Here is a 17,408-nt window from a genome sequence, read left to right as displayed (position 1 = left end):
CAAACCCCGGCAGTCTTGCCCGACCCACCTAACACGCACCTTTCAGCCAGGTGAAGGAAGATTTAGTTAACGGCTGAAGATCGTTTCATATGTATTCATTTGTTCTACAAAGGCGGGCTGATCAAGCTTGTCAGCCATCGGATACCCCCTTTTTTTGATGCCTTTGGAGCCCTGCCATGTCACATAGACCCCTGTTGTTGATTCCCGCACTTGGCGTTGTATTGTTGCTCTCGGCCTGCGCCGGCCCTATCCCCAAGGCTGACCCCAGCGAAGCCTGGATCGGCTTGAAGGAAGAAGCACCGAACGACCTGATGGCTGAGCGCGTTGACGGCCAGCGCGTGAATGACGGCCGCTATTTTGAAGTGACCCCGGGGGACCATCGCCTGGACGTAACGTTATTTGAAGAGGAGCCAGGCGACGACAACCAGCAGGATTGCCAGGGCCGGATCGAGTACAAGCATTTCAAGGCGGGCGAACACTACACCCTGGTGGAGTCGAGCCTGGGTACCACCGTGCGTGCAACCCTCGAGGATGGGCACGGCAAGGAAATCGCGGCGACTCAGGACTTCAATTGCATGCCTGGCTAGGCATGATGCGCCGTCGCCTTGGGCGGCTTGGCGGGGGCTGCGGGTTTGACGTGGGGGTGATGATGCCGGCGGGTCACGCGCATCACGCCCCACAGCATGGCGGCGGCGACCGCCAGCCAACCGCAGATCAACAGGAAAATCGTCGTAGCAAGGCTCATTCGGGCCTCCTTTCGCCCCTTGGGGCACACACAGTCTTCTCAATGGACAGTCTAGCTACACGGCGGTTGCCTGTTATTGACCAATGGTCGAGTCTGTCCAACTTCTTTGCTCTATCAGCAAGGCTTTACTAGCTCAGTGGGCTATACCCACGTCGCAGAGCGCCCTATGATCGGGGCCTTCACCGGCAGTTGATCAAGAGAGTCAAAAAATTGTGTACACGGTCGAACATTAGAACCTCACTGCTGCTGGCCGTTACCCTGGGGCTCGTGGCCTGTTCCAGCCAGCCCTCGAAACTGCCTGGCCTGCCAGAGCGCGTCGAACTCAACGGCGTGCCGACCTTCCGCAGCGAGGCTTATCAGAGCGGTCCTACGGCATTGGCCAGCATGCTGTCGCAACAAGGCATTGTCATGACACCCGGGCTTTTGGATAAGCCGCTGCGTCTTCCGGGCGCTGAGGCGGATCTTGAACGCAACATGCAGGTACTGGCCCGTGAATACGGGCTGATGGTCTACCCGCTGGATGCCAAGCTGACTGCGCTGCTTGCGCAGGTGGCGGCAGGTTACCCGGTAATGGCGCGAATCAACTCCAGCTTCTGGTCCGGGGCGCGCTATGTCGTGGTGGTGGGGTTCAACCAGCAGAAGAGTACGGTGTTGTTGCGTTCCGGGAACGAGCGCCGATTGACCATGGGGTTCAGCGACTTCGAATCGGCGTGGAAGAGCGCGGGGCACTGGGCCATCCTGACTCAGCGGCCGAGCCAGCTGCCGGCGAATGTGGATGCGCAGCGCTGGCGTAATGCGGCGAATGCAACGGGCCAGGCGGGGCAGGAGCAAGCGGCAGCGCAGGCGCTCAAGGTTCTGGCAGAGCGCAAATAAAAATGTGGGAGGGGGCTTGCTCCCGATAGCGGTCTATCAGGATAAGTTTTATAGCCTGGCACACTGCTATCGGGGGCAAGCCCCCTCCCACATTGGTTTGCGGTGCTTCAGTAATGCTGGTGAGGTTAGCGGCGAACTTCTACCGCATTCCCCCGGTTCTTCAGATTCTTGTCAGCCTTGTAGCGCAACGCCACGTCCGGCACTGCGCCGCCTTTGCCGGTCTCGACCCAGCTGCGAATCCGGCTGGCGTCGGCAAAATGGGTGAATTTGCCAAAGGCATCCAGGATCACCAGCGACACCGGGCGGTTACCCATGCTGGTCACCAATACCAGGCAATGACCAGCCTGGTTGGTAAAGCCTGTCTTGGTCAGCTTGATGTCCCAGTTGGCGCGGTTGATCAGGTGATCAGTATTGGAGAAACCCAGGGTGTAGTTGGGCTTGCGGAACGCCACGGTTTTTTCCTTGGTGGTGCTCAGTTGGCTCAGCATCGGAAATTTGCGCGCATAAGCCAGTAGCTTGCTCAGGTCGCGGGCAGTCGACACGTTATGAATCGACAGGCCAGTGGGCTCAACATAGTGGGTGCTGGTCATGCCCAGGGCCTTGGCCTTGGCGTTCATCGCCGCAATGAAGGCTGCATAACCACCCGGATAGTGATGGGCCAGGCTCGCCGCGGCGCGGTTTTCCGAGGACATCAGCGCGATCAGTAGCATTTCCTTGCGCGGCATCTGGCTGCCGATCTTTACCCGCGAGAACACACCTTTCATTTCCGGCGTGTCGGTGATGTTGATGTCGATGTATTCGTCCATGTTCTGCTTGGCTTCCAGCACAATCAGGCCGGTCATCAACTTGCTCACCGAAGCGATGGGTACTACCACGTCAGGATTACTGGAATAAATGACTTTATTGGTTTGCAAGTCCACCAGCATGGCACTGCCGGAAGCAATCTGCAGTTTGGACGCATCACGCGGGGCCAGAGTGGATTCGGCAGCGTGGGCGAAGGTGCCTGTGAAAGCGAAAAACAGGCTGATAATTGAAAGACGAATTTTCACGCGGATGAACTCGCTAAAAAGTAAAGAAATACCGTCCGGGAACGGGTTTTATGACAAATGACGTTACATTCTAGGAGTATGGATCATAAAGTGGTAGAGAGCCTTTAAATAAAGGCTCTAAGCCGATGATTGGTTAGGGTTGTACCGATTTTGAACCAATCATGGATTGCTCCAGCTTCCCAGCTTCCGACCAGTCGGTCGTGGACGACACAGGTGAACACCTGGGCCTTGGCCGGGTCGGTTACGTACCCGGAACCTCGAGGCCTCAGAACGACAACCCGTCGCCGACATAGGCGTGACTGCGGCCGTCTTGAAGGTAGAACTGTTCGTCCATGGATTATCTCCAGTCAGGCGCCGCCCTCCGGTGGCCGGTGGTGGCAATTTGTTTTGGGGTGGGGTATTACGGGAAGGCTTGGATTTAGAGAATTAAAACTGTCGCAGGAGCCGGCCAGGTCTGTTCTACCGCCTCCTGCCTCTCGCAACTGGCTCTGCTCCTACCCTTGACCCTACAACGGATCGCTCAGGCACGGAAGGCGAGGCGCCGTCCTTTGGGGAGTCCTCGCGTCTGATGGGCGAATACTGAGCACAAGGCGCAATTATAGGTGGAAGTCGCCCGCAGCCTCCGGCTGGTAAAGCACTCTCTTGATCTCAATCCGGTGGGTCCGATCAGAAATTCGCCAGTCGATGGCGTCACCCTCCTGATAGCCAAGGATGGCGGCGCCTATGTCGGAATACACGGAATGCTTCCCTGCGTTGCTGTCCGCGTCTTCAGGGTAGACCAAGGCCACTTCGAACTCTTCGTCGCCCAGTTGCAGCAATGCCCTAGAGTTCATCGTGATGACATTGCACGCCACCTGCTGCGGTTTAACGACAATGGCTCGCTCAAGCTCATGTTCGAGTTCAACAACCGCCGGGCCTTGCTCGAGCGCGATTAGATTCTCGAGCCTGGCCTTGTCGATTTCAGTGATGTAGATCCTGGTGGAGTCGCCACCAGCTCCTTCGCGCAAGAACTGGAAATAGCGCGCCGCCGTCATGGAAAACGACTTCAATGTCGGCGTTTCGCTCTCAAGCATAAAGCCGCTGCGCAGAAAGGCTTTCAGCGAGCGCGAGTTGTCCGGGTGAATCTTGGCGATGAGCTTCTCGGCCCGCATGTCGAGGAAGGCCAGTTTCATGCCTTCGCGGATCGTGCGGGCGCCTAGGTTTCGGCCCCATTTGTCGCTGTCTCCGATGACTAGGACTATCTCGCAATTTGAGTCGGTCTTGACCAGACGGACAAAGCCCACCGGGGCGTCATGCCGGTCATAGGCCATAAAGAATCTGCCGCCCCGGTTGAATAGATGGGTCAGGATCGGCAACTGGGTCCGATCAATGGCTTGCTCAATGGCGCGGGAGACATGGCGCGAATCGCTCAGATAGCAGGTGACGCGCTCATCCTCTAACCAATTCATTAATGTCAGCGCATGCGCCCGAGTAATTTCAGGGCACAGCGAAATGAAAGGCTTGTTCATCTTAACCACACTTATTTGTAAAGGATTGAAGCCCTTCATGGATATGGTCATGGCGGTTCTTCGGCAACCGGATATTTTAAGACATACCGCGAGTAATGGCGAACATCCCAGAGAGTTCCAAGAGACCACCGCTCGCTTGCTCGCCAATCCAGCTCAGCTTTTTTCATGACCCGCCGACATTCCGATGCAGCCTCCTGAGGGCGCTCGTGTTGTTTGAAATAAGTGGCAACATTTACGAGGCTGTGCCAGCATCCGGCCACAAACTTTGGCAAGGAAGCTGAACAATGTTCGATGCTCTGGAAGGCACGCCACTGTGGGTTTACGGCGCATTTCTCTTAGTCTGCTACTACGGTTTTAGTGCCAGGAAAACCAGTCGTGAGAGTCAGCGGTCGCTGATCATCACACCGGTTGTTTTGGTGGCCTGGTCACTCCTTTCTCTCAGCTACGCGGACCGCGTTGAATTGACCGTGGGCAGCTGGGCCACGGGAATGCTTTTAGGTGGCCTAGTCGCATTTGCACTATTTCCTCGACGCGGACTGACTTTGGACGAGGAGGGCAAGCACCTGATCGTTCCTGGGACATGGAAAGTTCTTGGTATCTCGCTTCTCTTTTTTGCCGTGAAATACTTCATCGGTTATCAAGCTGCCGTACATCGAGAATTCTCGGCCACTGTGGAAATGCTCGTCCTTGCTGGTGCCGCATCAGGGTTTACGGTCGGCCTGTTCTGCGGACGCACGGGTGTCTTCTACTTGGCATGGCTCGCACTTCGAGATATCCACCAAAGCAAACGCACTGTCTGAACTCGCTCGTTTATAGCTCGACGCGCGCTCATAGATAAGTGCCACCAGTTCGAGCAGAAGACGCTGGTTTTCCACGCGCAAATGCTCGTTCTGGTATGAAATCTTCTTCAGGCCCATGATCTCTTTGCCTCTTTCCGAGTATTCGACGTTTTTGAGGCTGAGCTCGGCCTCAACAGATCGAAGCTTTTCTTCTGCTGCCATCTTGCCGGTAACCGGCAGGTCGTTCATCTGCATCAGGCCGGCGATATTCGCTCGAGCCCTGCGCAACATGCGCTCGGTCTCCACCAGCTCGTCTACGAGAAGTGCGCACTGGTGCTGGTACATTTCCAATGTTCTTCTAGAGACAGACGAAAGTGCTTAAAACTAACAAAAACAGTTTTTTCGGGTAATAAAAAGCCCTGCGCTAAGGCAGGGCTTTTTCATTACGCCTGGTTATTAACCGTGCAGGGTTTCCGCTGCGTACAAGGTATTTTCCAGCAGGCAAGCACGGGTCATTGGGCCGACGCCGCCTGGCACTGGAGTGATCCAGCCTGCGCGGGGCAGGGCGGTTTCGTAGACTACATCGCCGACCAACTTGCCGTCGTCCTGGCGGTTGATGCCCACATCAATGACGATGGCGCCTTCTTTGATCCATTCGCCTTTCACCAAGCCCGGCTTGCCGGCGGCGACCACCACCAGGTCAGCACGGCCGACGTGGCCGGCCAGGTCCTTGGTGAAGCGGTGGGTGACGGTCACGGTGCAACCGGCCAGCAGCAGCTCCATGGCCATTGGGCGACCGACGATATTGGATGCGCCGACGATAACGGCATCGAGGCCGTACAGGTCGACACCGGTGCTTTCCAGCAGGGTCATGATGCCTTTGGGTGTGCACGGGCGCAGCAGCGGGATGCGCTGTGCCAGTCGGCCGACGTTATAAGGGTGGAAACCGTCGACGTCTTTGTCCGGACGGATACGCTCCAGCAGCTTGGAAGCGTCCAGATGCTCGGGTAACGGCAGTTGGAGCAGGATGCCATCGATCGCCGGGTCTTCGTTGAGGCCGTCGATCAGGTCGGTAAGGGCCTGCTGGGTGGTCTCGGAAGGCAAGTCATAGGCCTTGGAAATAAAGCCGACCTCTTCACAGTCTTTACGCTTGTGCGAGACATAAACCTGAGAGGCAGGATCGCTGCCGACCAGGATCACCGCGAGCCCCGGCGTACGCAGGCCTTGCTGGCTGCGCTCGGTGACTCGTTTGGCGATCTGCTGGCGCAGGCTGGCGGCGATTGATTTGCCATCGATAAGTTGTGCAGTCATTACGCGTGATTAACCATCAAGAGGGGGAAGAAAAGTGCGCGCATTCTCGCACGCCAAGGCGCGAGGGCAAAGGCGCTTGGTCTGCAAATTGCCCTAACCCCTTAAATAAAATCAGTTTTTTTCAAAAAAGATTTGACGGGTTTCCGGGGCATCTATACTATTCGTCGCACTTGTCGGGCACAGCCTAGCACTGGTTAAGAAGGTCGAGCAGAATAGTTGTCCTGCAAGGCTGGAAGCACTTAGTTTGTAATCCTCCAAGAGTACAGATTAATAAGGCGCCCGTAGCTCAGCTGGATAGAGCATCCGCCTTCTAAGCGGATGGTCGCAGGTTCGAGTCCTGCCGGGTGCGCCATTAGGCAGCTTTGGCACAAGTAGCGCTATATGGTGGGCGTAGCTCAGTTGGTAGAGCACGGGATTGTGACTCCCGTTGTCGAGGGTTCGATCCCCTTCGTCCACCCCATATTTTGAAAGGCGCCAGATTAATCATCTGGCGCCTTTGCTTTAAGAGCTTCAAGCGCGGATGTGGTGGAATTGGTAGACACACTGGATTTAGGTTCCAGCGCCGCGAGGCGTAAGAGTTCGAGTCTCTTCATCCGCACCAATTAAGCTTTGCTCGGCCGTCAGGCCAGTAGGGCTGGACAAAGAAGAAGTGGTTTGGTTTCTTTGTTAACGCAATATGGTGGGCGTAGCTCAGTTGGTAGAGCACGGGATTGTGACTCCCGTTGTCGAGGGTTCGATCCCCTTCGTCCACCCCATATTCGAAAGGCGCCAGATTTAACAGTCTGGCGCCTTTTTTGGTTTCAGGGGTTTGAATATTCGGCGGTTGCAGATACTGGGCCGCATCGGCAGGGCGTTTCATCGTATTTGTGTATCTCGATGATGCCGCGCTGCCTGCCCACTCTGTTCGCAGGGCGGGCCGTCAGGGAGATGAACGGCTTCGCCTTCTATATATAGAGGCGGCGCAGGGCCCTGGCGCAATTGGCTGTATTTGTCACCGGGGCGAGGTACATCAGTGCTTTCGTACCGATAAATTGCCGGCGGTTTTCCGGTGTATTTTCAGTAGGGTGACTTCTTGAGTTTGACCCACTAGAATGCATGCCCTTGATTGGGGTCGGAAATGGCCGGCTAACGTCTGTGCAACGAGGAATATCCATGCAAGTTTCTGTTGAAAATACTACTGCTCTCGAGCGCCGCCTGAGCATCACCGTGCCGGCAGAGCGTATCGAGACTGCGGTCAACAAGCGTCTGCAGCAGACTGCCCAGAAGGCCAAGATCGCTGGTTTCCGTCCAGGCAAAGTGCCGATGAGCGAAATCAAGCGTCGTTTTGGTGCCGATGCGCGCCAGGAAGCTGTAGGTGACGTGATCCAGGCTTCCTTCTACGAAGCCGTTGTCGAGCAGAAGCTGAACCCGGCTGGCTCGCCTTCGATCGAGCCCAAGTCCCTGGAAGCGGGCAAGGACCTGGAATACGTTGCCGTATTCGAAGTGTTCCCAGAGTTCGAAGTGGCCGGTTTCGACGGTATCGCCATCGAGCGCCTGAGCGCCGAAGTGGCTGATTCGGACCTGGACAACATGCTGGAAATCCTGCGCAAGCAGAACACCCGTTTTGAAGTGGCCGACCGTGCTGCCCAGAACGAAGACCAGTTGAACATCGATTTCGTTGGCAAGGTTGACGGCGAAGTCTTCGCTGGCGGCTCCGCCAAGGGCACCCAGCTGGTGCTGGGTTCCAACCGCATGATCCCGGGTTTCGAAGACGGCCTGGTTGGCGCCAAGGCCGGCGAAGAGCGCGTGCTGAGCCTGACTTTCCCTGCTGACTACCAGAACCTGGACCTGGCCGGCAAAGCCGCCGAGTTCACCGTGACCGTCAACAGCGTTTCCGAGCCTAAGCTGCCAGAACTGAACGAAGAATTCTTCGCTCAGTTCGGTATCAAGGAAACCGGCATCGAAGGCTTCCGCACCGAGGTTCGCAAGAACATGGAGCGTGAGCTGCGCCAGGCGATCAAATCCAAGGTCAAGAACCAGGTCATGGACGGTCTGCTGGCCGCCAACCCGATCGAAGTGCCTAAGGCCCTGTTGTCCAACGAAGTGGATCGCCTGCGCGTACAAGCTGTGCAGCAGTTTGGTGGCAACATCAAGCCTGACCAACTGCCGGCCGAGCTGTTCGAAGAGCAAGCCAAGCGCCGCGTTGTGCTGGGCCTGATCGTGGCTGAAGTGGTCAAGCAGTTTGACCTCAAGCCAGATGAAGACCGTGTTCGCGAAATGATCCAGGAAATGGCTTCGGCCTACCAGGAGCCTGAGCAGGTCGTGGCGTGGTACTACAAGAATGACCAGCAGCTGAACGAGGTACGTTCGGTTGTGCTGGAAGAACAAGTTGTGGATACTGTTCTGCAGAAGGCTAAGGTGACCGATAAAGCGGTCTCTTACGAAGAAGCAGTCAAACCGGCGGAAGCAGCACAAGCCGACTGATTGTCCAACTCGTTGGAAATTCAACCATAAGCCAGCCTCGCGCTGGCTTATGCGTTTTCAAGACATGACTATTTGGGAGTAACTGCAGAGCATGTTCCGTAATTCCTATATTCAGCAGAACTCTGATATCCAGGCCGCAGGCGGCCTGGTCCCGATGGTTGTCGAGCAGTCCGCTCGTGGCGAACGCGCCTACGACATCTACTCGCGCCTGCTCAAGGAGCGAGTGATCTTTCTGGTGGGCCCGGTAGAGGACTACATGGCCAACCTGATCTGTGCGCAACTGCTGTTCCTTGAAGCGGAAAACCCGGACAAGGACATCCATCTCTACATCAACTCGCCGGGCGGTTCGGTGACAGCGGGCATGTCGATTTACGACACCATGCAGTTCATCAAGCCAAACGTGTCGACCACCTGTATCGGCCAGGCCTGCAGCATGGGCGCGTTCCTGCTGACCGCGGGTGCCGAGGGCAAGCGTTACTGCCTGCCTAACTCGCGTGTGATGATTCACCAGCCACTGGGCGGTTTCCAGGGCCAGGCGTCGGATATCGAAATCCATGCCAAGGAAATCCTCTTCATCCGCGAACGCCTCAATAAACTGATGGCCCACCACAGCGGGCGCACCCTGGAAGAAATCGAGCGTGATACCAACCGTGATAATTTCATGAGCGCTGAAGCCGCGAAAGAATACGGGTTGATCGACGCAGTGATCGACAAGCGCCCCGCTTAATATAAGCCGCTCAAAATAGGGCTGGTCGGCATGTCCGACCACTGGCGGGCTTGAAAAAGCCCGCATAAGCCTTCATCTTGTGTTGCAAGCCTATCGGATTTGGATCGAACGAATGACTGACACCCGCAACGGCGAGGACAACGGCAAGCTGCTCTATTGCTCCTTCTGTGGCAAAAGCCAGCATGAAGTGCGCAAATTGATTGCCGGCCCCTCGGTGTTTATCTGCGACGAATGCGTCGACCTGTGCAATGACATCATCCGCGAGGAGGTGCAGGAAGCCCAGGCCGAGAGCAGTGCGCATAAATTACCTTCGCCGAAAGAAATCAGCGGCATCCTTGACCAGTATGTGATTGGTCAAGAGCGTGCAAAGAAGGTTCTGGCCGTAGCGGTGTACAACCACTACAAGCGCTTGAACCAGCGTGACAAGAAAGGCGACGAAGTCGAACTCGGCAAGAGCAACATCTTGCTGATCGGTCCTACAGGCTCGGGTAAAACCCTGCTTGCTGAAACCCTTGCTCGCCTGTTGAACGTTCCGTTCACCATTGCCGACGCCACCACCCTCACCGAGGCTGGCTACGTGGGTGAAGATGTCGAGAACATCATTCAGAAACTGCTGCAGAAGTGTGACTACGACGTAGAAAAGGCCCAAATGGGTATTGTCTATATCGACGAAATCGACAAGATTTCGCGCAAGTCCGATAACCCGTCGATTACCCGGGATGTTTCCGGTGAAGGCGTGCAGCAGGCCCTGTTGAAACTGATCGAAGGCACGGTTGCTTCCGTACCGCCCCAGGGTGGCCGCAAGCACCCGCAGCAGGAATTCCTTCAGGTTGACACGCGTAACATCCTGTTCATCTGTGGCGGTGCGTTCTCTGGCCTGGAGAAGGTTATCCAGCAGCGCTCCACCCGTGGCGGCATTGGTTTCGGCGCGGAAGTGCGCAGCAAGGAAGAAGGCAAGAAGGTGGGCGAGTCCCTGCGTGAAGTCGAACCTGACGATCTGGTCAAGTTCGGTCTGATCCCGGAATTCGTTGGCCGTCTGCCGGTCCTGGCCACGTTGGACGAGCTGGATGAGGCTGCTCTGATTCAGATCCTCACCGAGCCGAAAAACGCATTGACCAAGCAATACGCCAAGCTGTTCGAGATGGAAGGTGTAGACCTCGAGTTCCGTACCGACGCACTCAAATCGGTGGCCAAGCGGGCACTGGAGCGCAAGACCGGTGCACGTGGCCTGCGTTCGATTCTTGAAGGCGTGCTGCTCGACACCATGTACGAAATCCCCTCGCAGTCCGAGGTGAGTAAAGTGGTGATCGACGAAAGCGTTATAGAAGGCAAGTCCAAGCCACTGTATATCTACGAAAACAGTGAGCCGGCTGCCAAGGCAGCGCCAGACGCGTAAGCGTCCAGCGGTAGCGGTACAAGCAAGGGGCCTTCAGGGGCCCCTTGTTTTTTGGGGTGGTTTCTCAGGGCAGTGGTTAAATTCGCGGTTATTCATGCGTTTAACTGCTGGCATTGAGCTTGTTTTTTTTGCATCGAACCCCCATCTTGGTTTCAAGCTTACTTTTCAACTGTCATAGAGGCGAAATCATGAAGACAACCATCGAATTGCCTCTCCTGCCGTTGCGTGATGTCGTCGTCTATCCGCACATGGTTATCCCGCTGTTCGTGGGGCGCGAGAAGTCTATCGAAGCCCTCGAGGCCGCGATGACGGGCGACAAGCAAATCCTGCTGTTGGCCCAGAAGAATCCAGCTGATGATGATCCAGGCGAAGACGCCCTGTATCGCGTCGGCACCGTTGCGACTGTATTGCAATTGCTCAAGTTGCCCGATGGTACCGTCAAGGTACTGGTAGAAGGCGAGCAGCGCGGCGCGGTAGAGCGTTTCATGGAGGTGGACGGCCACCTGCGCGCCGAAGTGGCGCTGATCGAAGAAATCGAGGCCCCGGAGCGTGAGTCCGAGGTGTTTGTACGCAGCCTGCTCTCGCAGTTCGAGCAGTATGTGCAGTTGGGCAAGAAAGTCCCGGCTGAAGTCCTGTCTTCCCTCAACAGCATTGATGAGCCAAGCCGTCTGGTCGACACCATGGCGGCGCACATGGCGCTGAAAATCGAACAGAAGCAAGACATCCTCGAAATCATCGACCTGCCGGCACGTGTCGAACACGTGCTGGCGCTGCTCGATGGCGAAATCGACCTGTTGCAGGTCGAGAAGCGCATCCGCGGCCGCGTGAAGAAACAAATGGAGCGCAGCCAGCGCGAGTACTACCTGAATGAGCAGATGAAGGCCATTCAGAAAGAGCTCGGTGACGGTGAGGAAGGCCACAACGAAATCGAAGAGCTGAAAAAGCGTATCGACGCCGCTGGCCTGCCGAAAGACGCCTTGACCAAGGCCACTGCTGAGCTGAACAAGCTCAAGCAGATGTCGCCGATGTCGGCCGAAGCCACCGTGGTGCGCTCCTACATCGATTGGCTGGTACAGGTGCCGTGGAAGGCTCAGACCAAGGTACGCCTGGACCTGGCCCGTGCCGAAGAGATCCTCGATGCCGACCACTACGGTCTCGAAGAGGTCAAGGAACGCATCCTCGAGTACCTCGCCGTACAAAAGCGCGTGAAGAAAATCCGCGGCCCGGTGTTGTGCCTGGTCGGCCCTCCAGGTGTAGGTAAAACCTCCCTGGCGGAGTCGATTGCCAGCGCCACCAACCGCAAGTTTGTGCGCATGGCCCTGGGCGGCGTGCGTGACGAGGCGGAAATCCGTGGTCATCGCCGTACCTACATCGGTTCGATGCCCGGAAGATTGATTCAAAAGATGACAAAAGTGGGTGTGCGCAACCCGCTGTTCCTGCTCGATGAAATCGACAAAATGGGCAGCGACATGCGTGGCGATCCTGCATCGGCGCTGCTTGAAGTCCTCGATCCAGAGCAGAATCACAATTTCAACGACCATTACCTGGAAGTCGACTACGACCTGTCCGACGTAATGTTCCTGTGCACCTCCAACTCCATGAACATTCCACCAGCTTTGCTGGACCGGATGGAGGTGATTCGTCTGCCGGGCTACACCGAAGACGAAAAGATCAACATCGCCGTCAAATACCTCGCGCCCAAGCAGATTTCGGCCAACGGCCTGAAGAAAGGCGAGATCGAATTTGACGTCGAGGCGATCCGCGACATCGTGCGTTACTACACCCGCGAGGCCGGTGTACGGGGCCTTGAGCGCCAGATTGCGAAGATCTGCCGTAAGGCGGTCAAGGAACACGCCCTGGAAAAACGCTTCTCCGTGAAGGTGGTTGCCGACTCCCTGGAACACTTCCTCGGCGTGAAGAAATTCCGCTACGGCCTGGCCGAACAACAGGATCAGGTCGGGCAGGTAACTGGCCTGGCGTGGACCCAGGTGGGTGGCGAATTGCTGACCATCGAAGCCGCGGTAATTCCGGGCAAAGGCCAATTGATCAAGACCGGCTCCCTGGGTGACGTGATGGTCGAATCCATTACGGCCGCGCAGACCGTGGTGCGCAGCCGCGCCCGCAGCCTGGGCATCCCCCTGGACTTCCACGAGAAGCACGACACCCATATCCACATGCCGGAAGGGGCGACCCCGAAGGACGGCCCCAGCGCGGGCGTAGGCATGTGCACGGCCCTGGTGTCGGCATTGACCGGGATTCCTGTGCGCGCCGATGTGGCAATGACCGGGGAAATTACCCTGCGTGGCCAAGTATTGGCTATCGGTGGTCTGAAAGAGAAATTGCTTGCTGCACACCGGGGTGGAATCAAGACGGTGATCATTCCTGAAGAGAATGTTCGCGATTTGAAGGAAATTCCTGACAATATCAAGCAGGATCTTCAGATTAAACCGGTTAAATGGATTGACGAGGTCCTGCAAATTGCGCTGCAATACGCGCCGGAGCCCTTGCCGGATGTGGCTCCGGAGATAGTCGCGAAGGACGAAAAACGCGAGTCCGATTCCAAGGAAAGAATTAGCACGCATTAATGTGTTAAAGCCTGGGGGCTTCCTTGACAGCTTTTTAGAGCCCTTGTTATAAAGCGGCTCTTAAGTGTCTGTAGGCCATTCAGCACTGGTTTTTGCTTTTACCAAAAAACTTAGAATCATACTCAATAGATATATAAGGGGACTTAGAGTGAACAAGTCGGAACTGATTGATGCTATCGCCGCATCCGCTGATATCCCGAAAGCTGCTGCTGGCCGTGCGCTGGACGCAGTAATCGAATCCGTCACTGGCGCTCTGAAGGCCGGCGACTCCGTGGTACTGGTAGGCTTCGGTACTTTCTCTGTGACCGATCGCCCAGCTCGCACTGGCCGTAACCCACAGACCGGTAAAGCACTGCAAATCGCTGCTGCCAAGAAACCAGGTTTCAAAGCCGGTAAAGCCCTGAAAGAAGCGGTTAACTAAGCTTCGTTCTTGCCTTACCTACCCGGGTTAGACGCAGGTCTGGCCTGGCAGCGGAGCGGCAGCTGACCCACATATCCATTGGGTCGCCATGCCGGGGGTGTGGGTTCTAACCCCCGTCCGCTCCGCCAGTTACGAGAAGGCGCATCCTCGGATGCGCCTTTCTTCTATCCGGACTCTACCCACGCTCCACGGTTGCCTAAATTTGAAGTTCAACCGTTTCTGGGGGACGCATGCTGCAAAATATCAGGGACAATTCACAAGGCTGGATTGCCAAGACCATTATCGGGATCATCGTCGCATTGATGGCGTTCACCGGTATCGAGGCTATTTTCCAGGCTTCGGGTAACAACAAGCAGGACGTGGCCAAGGTCAACGGTGACGAAATCACCCAGACCGAATTGAGCCAGGCCGTCGACATGCAACGGCGCCAGCTGATGCAACAGCTGGGCAAGGATTTCGACGCTTCCCTGCTGGACGAAAAACTGCTGCGCGACGCGGCCCTCAAGGGCCTGATCGATCGCAAGCTGCTGTTGCAAGGCGCTGCTGATTCCAAGTTCGGCTTCTCGGAAGCGGCACTGGACCAGGTGATCCTGCAGACGCCGGAATTCCAGGTGGACGGCAAGTTCAGCGCCGAACGCTTTGACCAGGTGATTCGTCAGCTGGGCTATAGCCGTATGCAATTCCGTCAGATGCTGACCCAGGAAATGCTGATCGGCCAGGTTCGCGCAGGTATCGCCGGCAGCGGTTTCGTGACCGACGCCGAGGTGCTGGCATTTGCCCGTCTGGAAAAGCAGACCCGCGATTTCGCCACCGTCAATATCAAGGCTGACCCTGCGGCGGTGAAACTCACCGATGACGAGGTCAAGGCCTACTACGACCAGCACGCCAAGGAATTCATGACCCCGGACCAGGTGGTCATCGACTACCTGGAACTGAAGAAGTCGTCTTTCTTCGACCAGGTCACCGTCAAGGACGATGAATTGCAGGCTGCCTACGAGAAGGAAACCGCCAACCTCGCTGAACAGCGTCGTGCCGCGCACATCCTGATCGAAGTCAACGACAAGGTCACCGAGGCACAAGCCAAGGCCAAGATCGAAGAGATCCAGGCGCGCCTGGCCAAGGGTGAGAAGTTCGAGGCCTTGGCCAAGGAATTCTCCCAGGATCCAGGTTCGGCCAACAATGGTGGCGACCTGGGCTTTGCCGGTCCGGGCGTCTACGATCCGGACTTCGAAACTGCCTTGTACGGCTTGAAGCAAGACCAGGTATCGGCGCCTGTGCGCAGTGCTTTCGGTTGGCACTTGATCAAGTTGCTGGGCGTTGAAGCACCTGAGGTACCATCGTTCGCCAGCCTGAAAGACAAGCTGACCCGCGAGCTCAAGACCCAGCAAGTGGAACAGCGGTTTGTCGAAGCGACCAAGCAATTGGAAGATGCGGCATTTGAAGCGTCCGACCTGGCCCAGCCGGCATCTGACCTGAAACTGACCGTCCATACCTCCGCGCCATTTGGCCGCGAAGGTGGCGAAGGCGTCGCGGCCAACCGTGCCGTGGTCACCGCCGCGTTCAGCCCGGAAGTGCTGGATGAAGGTGCCAACAGCAGCGCCATCGAGCTGGACCCGGAAACCATCATCGTGCTGCGTGCCAAGGAGCATCTCAAGCCGGCTCAACTGCCGCTCGAGAAGGTCGAGGCGGCCATTCGCACACAGATGACCAAGGAGCGCGCGAGCGCTGCTGCCAAGGCTCATGCCGACGAGTTGATCGCCAGCCTGCGCGATGGCAAGACCGCGTTGGACCAGCCGATTGACGGCCAAGCCTGGAAGGTCACTGAAGCGGCGACCCGTGGTCAGGAATCCATCGACCCGGCCGTGCTGCAAGCCCTGTTCCGCATGCCCAAGCCTGCGGCCAAGGACAAGCCGACCTTCACCACCGTGACCCTGCGCGATGGCAGCCTGGTGATCGTGCGTTTGAACGGCGTCAACGAAGCGGCAGCGCCTACGGACGAAGAAAAGGCGCAATACCGTCGCTTCCTCGCTTCCCGTATCGGCCAGCAGGACTTCGCGGCGTACCGCAAGCAGCTGGAAACCCAGGCAGACATCAAGAAATACTGATGCCGGCCTGAATAAAAAGACCCCGTCCTGAAAAGGCCGGGGTCTTTTTTTTGCCCTCGATAAAGCGCTGCTGAACTCGCCTTAAGTAGGCTTGCCGGCGAACTTGAGCTTGCCCCAGGTCAGGCCGATCAGCGCCGCCAGGGTCGAAGCGGCCAATACACTCAGCTTGGCAGCCGACAGCAGGGCCGGGTCGGAGAAGGCCAGGGAAGAGATAAAGATCGACATGGTGAAACCGATCCCCGCCAACAGGCCGACCAGGCCCACCCCCGTCCAGGTCACCCCATCGGGCAGCTTGCAGATATTGAGCTTGACCAGCGCCAGGCTCGCCAGCATCACGCCCAACGGCTTGCCGAGTACCAGGGCGAAGATGACGCCCATGAACACACCGTGGGCCAACGGATCATCCAGGTTGAAACCGTCCAGGCTCACTCCGGCATTGGCCAGCGCGAACAGCGGCATCACGCCGAACGCTACCCACGGGTGCAGTGCCGATTGCACCCGTTGTACCGGCGGCAACATTTCCCTCTGGGCTTCGCGCAGTTGCTTGAGGGGCTGGGCGACCTGCTGGGGGCCTTGCGCCGATTGCGAGAAGCGCTCCATCAGCTCGTTGAATGTGCGTTCGATGGTCTCCAGCGGGCGCTCAGTGGTGGGCTTGGAATGGACCGGCGTCATCAAGCCAAGGATGACCCCGGCGAGGGTAGGGTGCACGCCGGTCTTGAGCAGGCCAAACCAGACAATCGCGCCTGGCAGCAGATAGATCGCGGCCTTGCCGATGCCCATGCGCTGAAACACCAGCACCAGGGCCAGGCCGCCTGCGGCAATCACCAAACCCATGTAGTCGAGGCTGGCGGTGAAGAAGATAGCGATGATCAGGATCGCCACGATGTCGTCAATGATCGCCAGGGCCAGCAACAGGATACGCACCCCGCTGGGGATCGATTTGCCCAGCAACGCCAGCACGCCCACGGCAAAGGCGATGTCGGTCGCGGTGGGCACGGCCCAGCCACTCGCGGCGGCAGTGCCGTGGTTGAGCAGGGTGTAGATGAGCGCTGGCATCAGCACGCCACCCAACGCCGCGCCCAGCGGCAGCGTGGCGAGCTTGAGGTTGGCGAGGGCACCGTCCTTGATTTCCTGGCGGATCTCGGCACCGACCACCAGGAAGAAGATGGTCATCAGCCCGTCATTGACCAGAAAGTGCAGGGAGCGTGACACGCTGTAGTCGCCCAGCCCCAGAGTGATGGGCGTGTTCCAGAAATGCTCGTAGGTCGCCGCGGCGGGGCTGTTGGCCCAGATCAGCGCCGCAATGGCCGCCAGCAGCAGGACGATACCGCTGACGGCTTCGATACGGGAAAAGCGCTCAAGGGCAGACAACGCGCCCTCAGCCAGACGTTGAGGGCGAGGGATCGCAGGGTGTTTATCAGGCACGACAAATCTCCATTGGCGGCC

Annotated in this window: 15 protein-coding genes and 4 tRNA genes; 13 read left to right on the top strand and 6 right to left on the bottom strand. The window is 57.3% G+C overall.

Annotated features, from left to right (window positions below; genetic code table 11):
- The first annotated feature begins 176 nt into the window (after nt 1–176).
- Nucleotides 177–587, top strand: a complete 411-nt coding sequence (locus ASD70_RS12735) for a PA0061/PA0062 family lipoprotein (protein ID WP_046068721.1) — start codon at nt 177–179, stop codon at nt 585–587.
- Here the strand turns inward: ASD70_RS12735 and ASD70_RS29135 are convergent.
- Complete coding sequence (locus ASD70_RS29135) at nt 584–745, bottom strand: hypothetical protein (RefSeq protein WP_005789305.1); 162 nt, start codon at nt 743–745, stop codon at nt 584–586. The two genes, ASD70_RS12735 and ASD70_RS29135, sit on opposite strands and share 4 nt — an antisense overlap.
- Nucleotides 746–955: 210 nt before the next feature.
- Here ASD70_RS29135 and ASD70_RS12730 point away from each other — a divergent pair, with 210 nt between their 5' ends.
- Nucleotides 956–1,618: a peptidase C39 family protein gene (locus ASD70_RS12730; protein ID WP_046068720.1), complete on the top strand. Its 663-nt coding sequence runs from the start codon at nt 956–958 to the stop codon at nt 1,616–1,618.
- 125 nt (nt 1,619–1,743) lie between these two features.
- Here ASD70_RS12730 and pbpG read toward each other — a convergent pair whose 3' ends face one another.
- Together pbpG and ASD70_RS12720 are read right to left on the bottom strand one after the other, a co-directional pair.
- The gene (gene pbpG / locus ASD70_RS12725) at nt 1,744–2,667 is read right to left on the bottom strand and encodes a D-alanyl-D-alanine endopeptidase (RefSeq protein ID WP_046068719.1); all 924 of its coding nucleotides are present in this window, start codon (nt 2,665–2,667) and stop codon (nt 1,744–1,746) included.
- 596 nt (nt 2,668–3,263) lie between these two features.
- Nucleotides 3,264–4,226, bottom strand: a complete 963-nt coding sequence (locus ASD70_RS12720; RefSeq protein WP_177342318.1) for a bifunctional GNAT family N-acetyltransferase/nucleoside diphosphate kinase regulator — start codon at nt 4,224–4,226, stop codon at nt 3,264–3,266.
- Nucleotides 4,227–4,459: 233 nt separating this feature from the next.
- On the opposite strand from ASD70_RS12720, the gene ASD70_RS28335 reads away from it, so the two are divergent.
- On the top strand, nt 4,460–4,975 hold the full coding sequence (locus ASD70_RS28335) for a hypothetical protein (RefSeq protein ID WP_080944634.1): 516 nt from the start codon (nt 4,460–4,462) through the stop codon (nt 4,973–4,975).
- Here the strand turns inward: ASD70_RS28335 and ASD70_RS12715 are convergent.
- Entirely contained in the window at nt 4,877–5,299 is a 423-nt protein-coding gene (locus tag ASD70_RS12715) for a hypothetical protein (RefSeq protein ID WP_068967425.1), read from the bottom strand. The genes ASD70_RS28335 and ASD70_RS12715 overlap by 99 nt on opposite strands.
- A gap of 111 nt (nt 5,300–5,410) precedes the next feature.
- Entirely contained in the window at nt 5,411–6,265 is an 855-nt protein-coding gene (gene folD, locus ASD70_RS12710; protein ID WP_046068717.1) for a bifunctional methylenetetrahydrofolate dehydrogenase/methenyltetrahydrofolate cyclohydrolase FolD, read from the bottom strand.
- A gap of 275 nt (nt 6,266–6,540) precedes the next feature.
- On the opposite strand from folD, the gene ASD70_RS12705 reads away from it, so the two are divergent.
- The 10 genes from ASD70_RS12705 to ASD70_RS12660 all read left to right on the top strand — a co-directional run bounded on the left by ASD70_RS12705 (nt 6,541) and on the right by ASD70_RS12660 (nt 15,962).
- Nucleotides 6,541–6,617 (top strand) — tRNA-Arg (locus ASD70_RS12705).
- A gap of 32 nt (nt 6,618–6,649) precedes the next feature.
- Nucleotides 6,650–6,725 (top strand) — tRNA-His (locus ASD70_RS12700).
- Nucleotides 6,726–6,781: 56 nt separating this feature from the next.
- Nucleotides 6,782–6,866, top strand: a tRNA-Leu gene (locus ASD70_RS12695).
- 78 nt (nt 6,867–6,944) lie between these two features.
- Nucleotides 6,945–7,020: transfer RNA gene (locus ASD70_RS12690), tRNA-His, on the top strand.
- A 397-nt stretch (nt 7,021–7,417) separates the two neighbouring features.
- Nucleotides 7,418–8,728, top strand: a complete 1,311-nt coding sequence (tig, locus tag ASD70_RS12685) for a trigger factor (protein ID WP_056846610.1) — start codon at nt 7,418–7,420, stop codon at nt 8,726–8,728.
- Between the two features lie 91 nt (nt 8,729–8,819).
- A complete protein-coding gene (gene clpP, locus ASD70_RS12680) occupies nt 8,820–9,455 on the top strand; it encodes an ATP-dependent Clp endopeptidase proteolytic subunit ClpP (protein WP_043048706.1) in 636 nt (211 codons plus the stop codon).
- Nucleotides 9,456–9,567: 112 nt separating this feature from the next.
- Nucleotides 9,568–10,851, top strand: coding sequence for an ATP-dependent Clp protease ATP-binding subunit ClpX (gene clpX, locus ASD70_RS12675; protein ID WP_017136464.1), 1,284 nt, complete (start codon nt 9,568–9,570; stop codon nt 10,849–10,851).
- 188 nt (nt 10,852–11,039) lie between these two features.
- Nucleotides 11,040–13,436 (top strand): endopeptidase La, encoded by a 2,397-nt coding sequence (lon, locus tag ASD70_RS12670; protein ID WP_046068716.1) that lies wholly within the window; start codon nt 11,040–11,042, stop codon nt 13,434–13,436.
- A gap of 148 nt (nt 13,437–13,584) precedes the next feature.
- The gene (locus ASD70_RS12665; protein ID WP_003174819.1) at nt 13,585–13,857 is read left to right on the top strand and encodes an HU family DNA-binding protein; all 273 of its coding nucleotides are present in this window, start codon (nt 13,585–13,587) and stop codon (nt 13,855–13,857) included.
- A gap of 230 nt (nt 13,858–14,087) precedes the next feature.
- Nucleotides 14,088–15,962, top strand: coding sequence for a SurA N-terminal domain-containing protein (locus ASD70_RS12660; RefSeq protein WP_046068715.1), 1,875 nt, complete (start codon nt 14,088–14,090; stop codon nt 15,960–15,962).
- 81 nt (nt 15,963–16,043) lie between these two features.
- Here the strand turns inward: ASD70_RS12660 and nhaA are convergent, their stop codons facing one another.
- Nucleotides 16,044–17,387, bottom strand: a complete 1,344-nt coding sequence (nhaA, locus tag ASD70_RS12655; RefSeq protein ID WP_046068714.1) for a Na+/H+ antiporter NhaA — start codon at nt 17,385–17,387, stop codon at nt 16,044–16,046.
- Between the last annotated feature and the right edge of the window lie 21 nt (nt 17,388–17,408).

Source organism: Pseudomonas sp. Root569 (genome assembly GCF_001427465.1).
GTDB classification, from domain to species: Bacteria; Pseudomonadota; Gammaproteobacteria; order Pseudomonadales; family Pseudomonadaceae; genus Aquipseudomonas; species Aquipseudomonas synxantha.
Note: the sequence above shows the minus strand (reverse complement) of the source record. Positions and strands in the feature narration are given on the sequence as shown.

What these genes read in the sequence shown, in the direction of transcription:
- ASD70_RS12735 (WP_046068721.1), top strand. Translation starts at nt 177, where the DNA reads ATGTCACATAGACCCCTGTTGTTGATTCCCGCACTTGGCGTTGTATTG.
- ASD70_RS29135 (WP_005789305.1), bottom strand. Translation starts at nt 745, where the DNA reads ATGAGCCTTGCTACGACGATTTTCCTGTTGATCTGCGGTTGGCTGGCG.
- ASD70_RS12720 (WP_177342318.1), bottom strand. Translation starts at nt 4,226, where the DNA reads ATGACCATATCCATGAAGGGCTTCAATCCTTTACAAATAAGTGTGGTT.
- ASD70_RS28335 (WP_080944634.1), top strand. Translation starts at nt 4,460, where the DNA reads ATGTTCGATGCTCTGGAAGGCACGCCACTGTGGGTTTACGGCGCATTT.
- ASD70_RS12715 (WP_068967425.1), bottom strand. Translation starts at nt 5,299, where the DNA reads ATGTACCAGCACCAGTGCGCACTTCTCGTAGACGAGCTGGTGGAGACC.
- folD (WP_046068717.1), bottom strand. Translation starts at nt 6,265, where the DNA reads ATGACTGCACAACTTATCGATGGCAAATCAATCGCCGCCAGCCTGCGC.
- tig (WP_056846610.1), top strand. Translation starts at nt 7,418, where the DNA reads ATGCAAGTTTCTGTTGAAAATACTACTGCTCTCGAGCGCCGCCTGAGC.
- clpP (WP_043048706.1), top strand. Translation starts at nt 8,820, where the DNA reads ATGTTCCGTAATTCCTATATTCAGCAGAACTCTGATATCCAGGCCGCA.
- clpX (WP_017136464.1), top strand. Translation starts at nt 9,568, where the DNA reads ATGACTGACACCCGCAACGGCGAGGACAACGGCAAGCTGCTCTATTGC.
- lon (WP_046068716.1), top strand. Translation starts at nt 11,040, where the DNA reads ATGAAGACAACCATCGAATTGCCTCTCCTGCCGTTGCGTGATGTCGTC.
- ASD70_RS12660 (WP_046068715.1), top strand. Translation starts at nt 14,088, where the DNA reads ATGCTGCAAAATATCAGGGACAATTCACAAGGCTGGATTGCCAAGACC.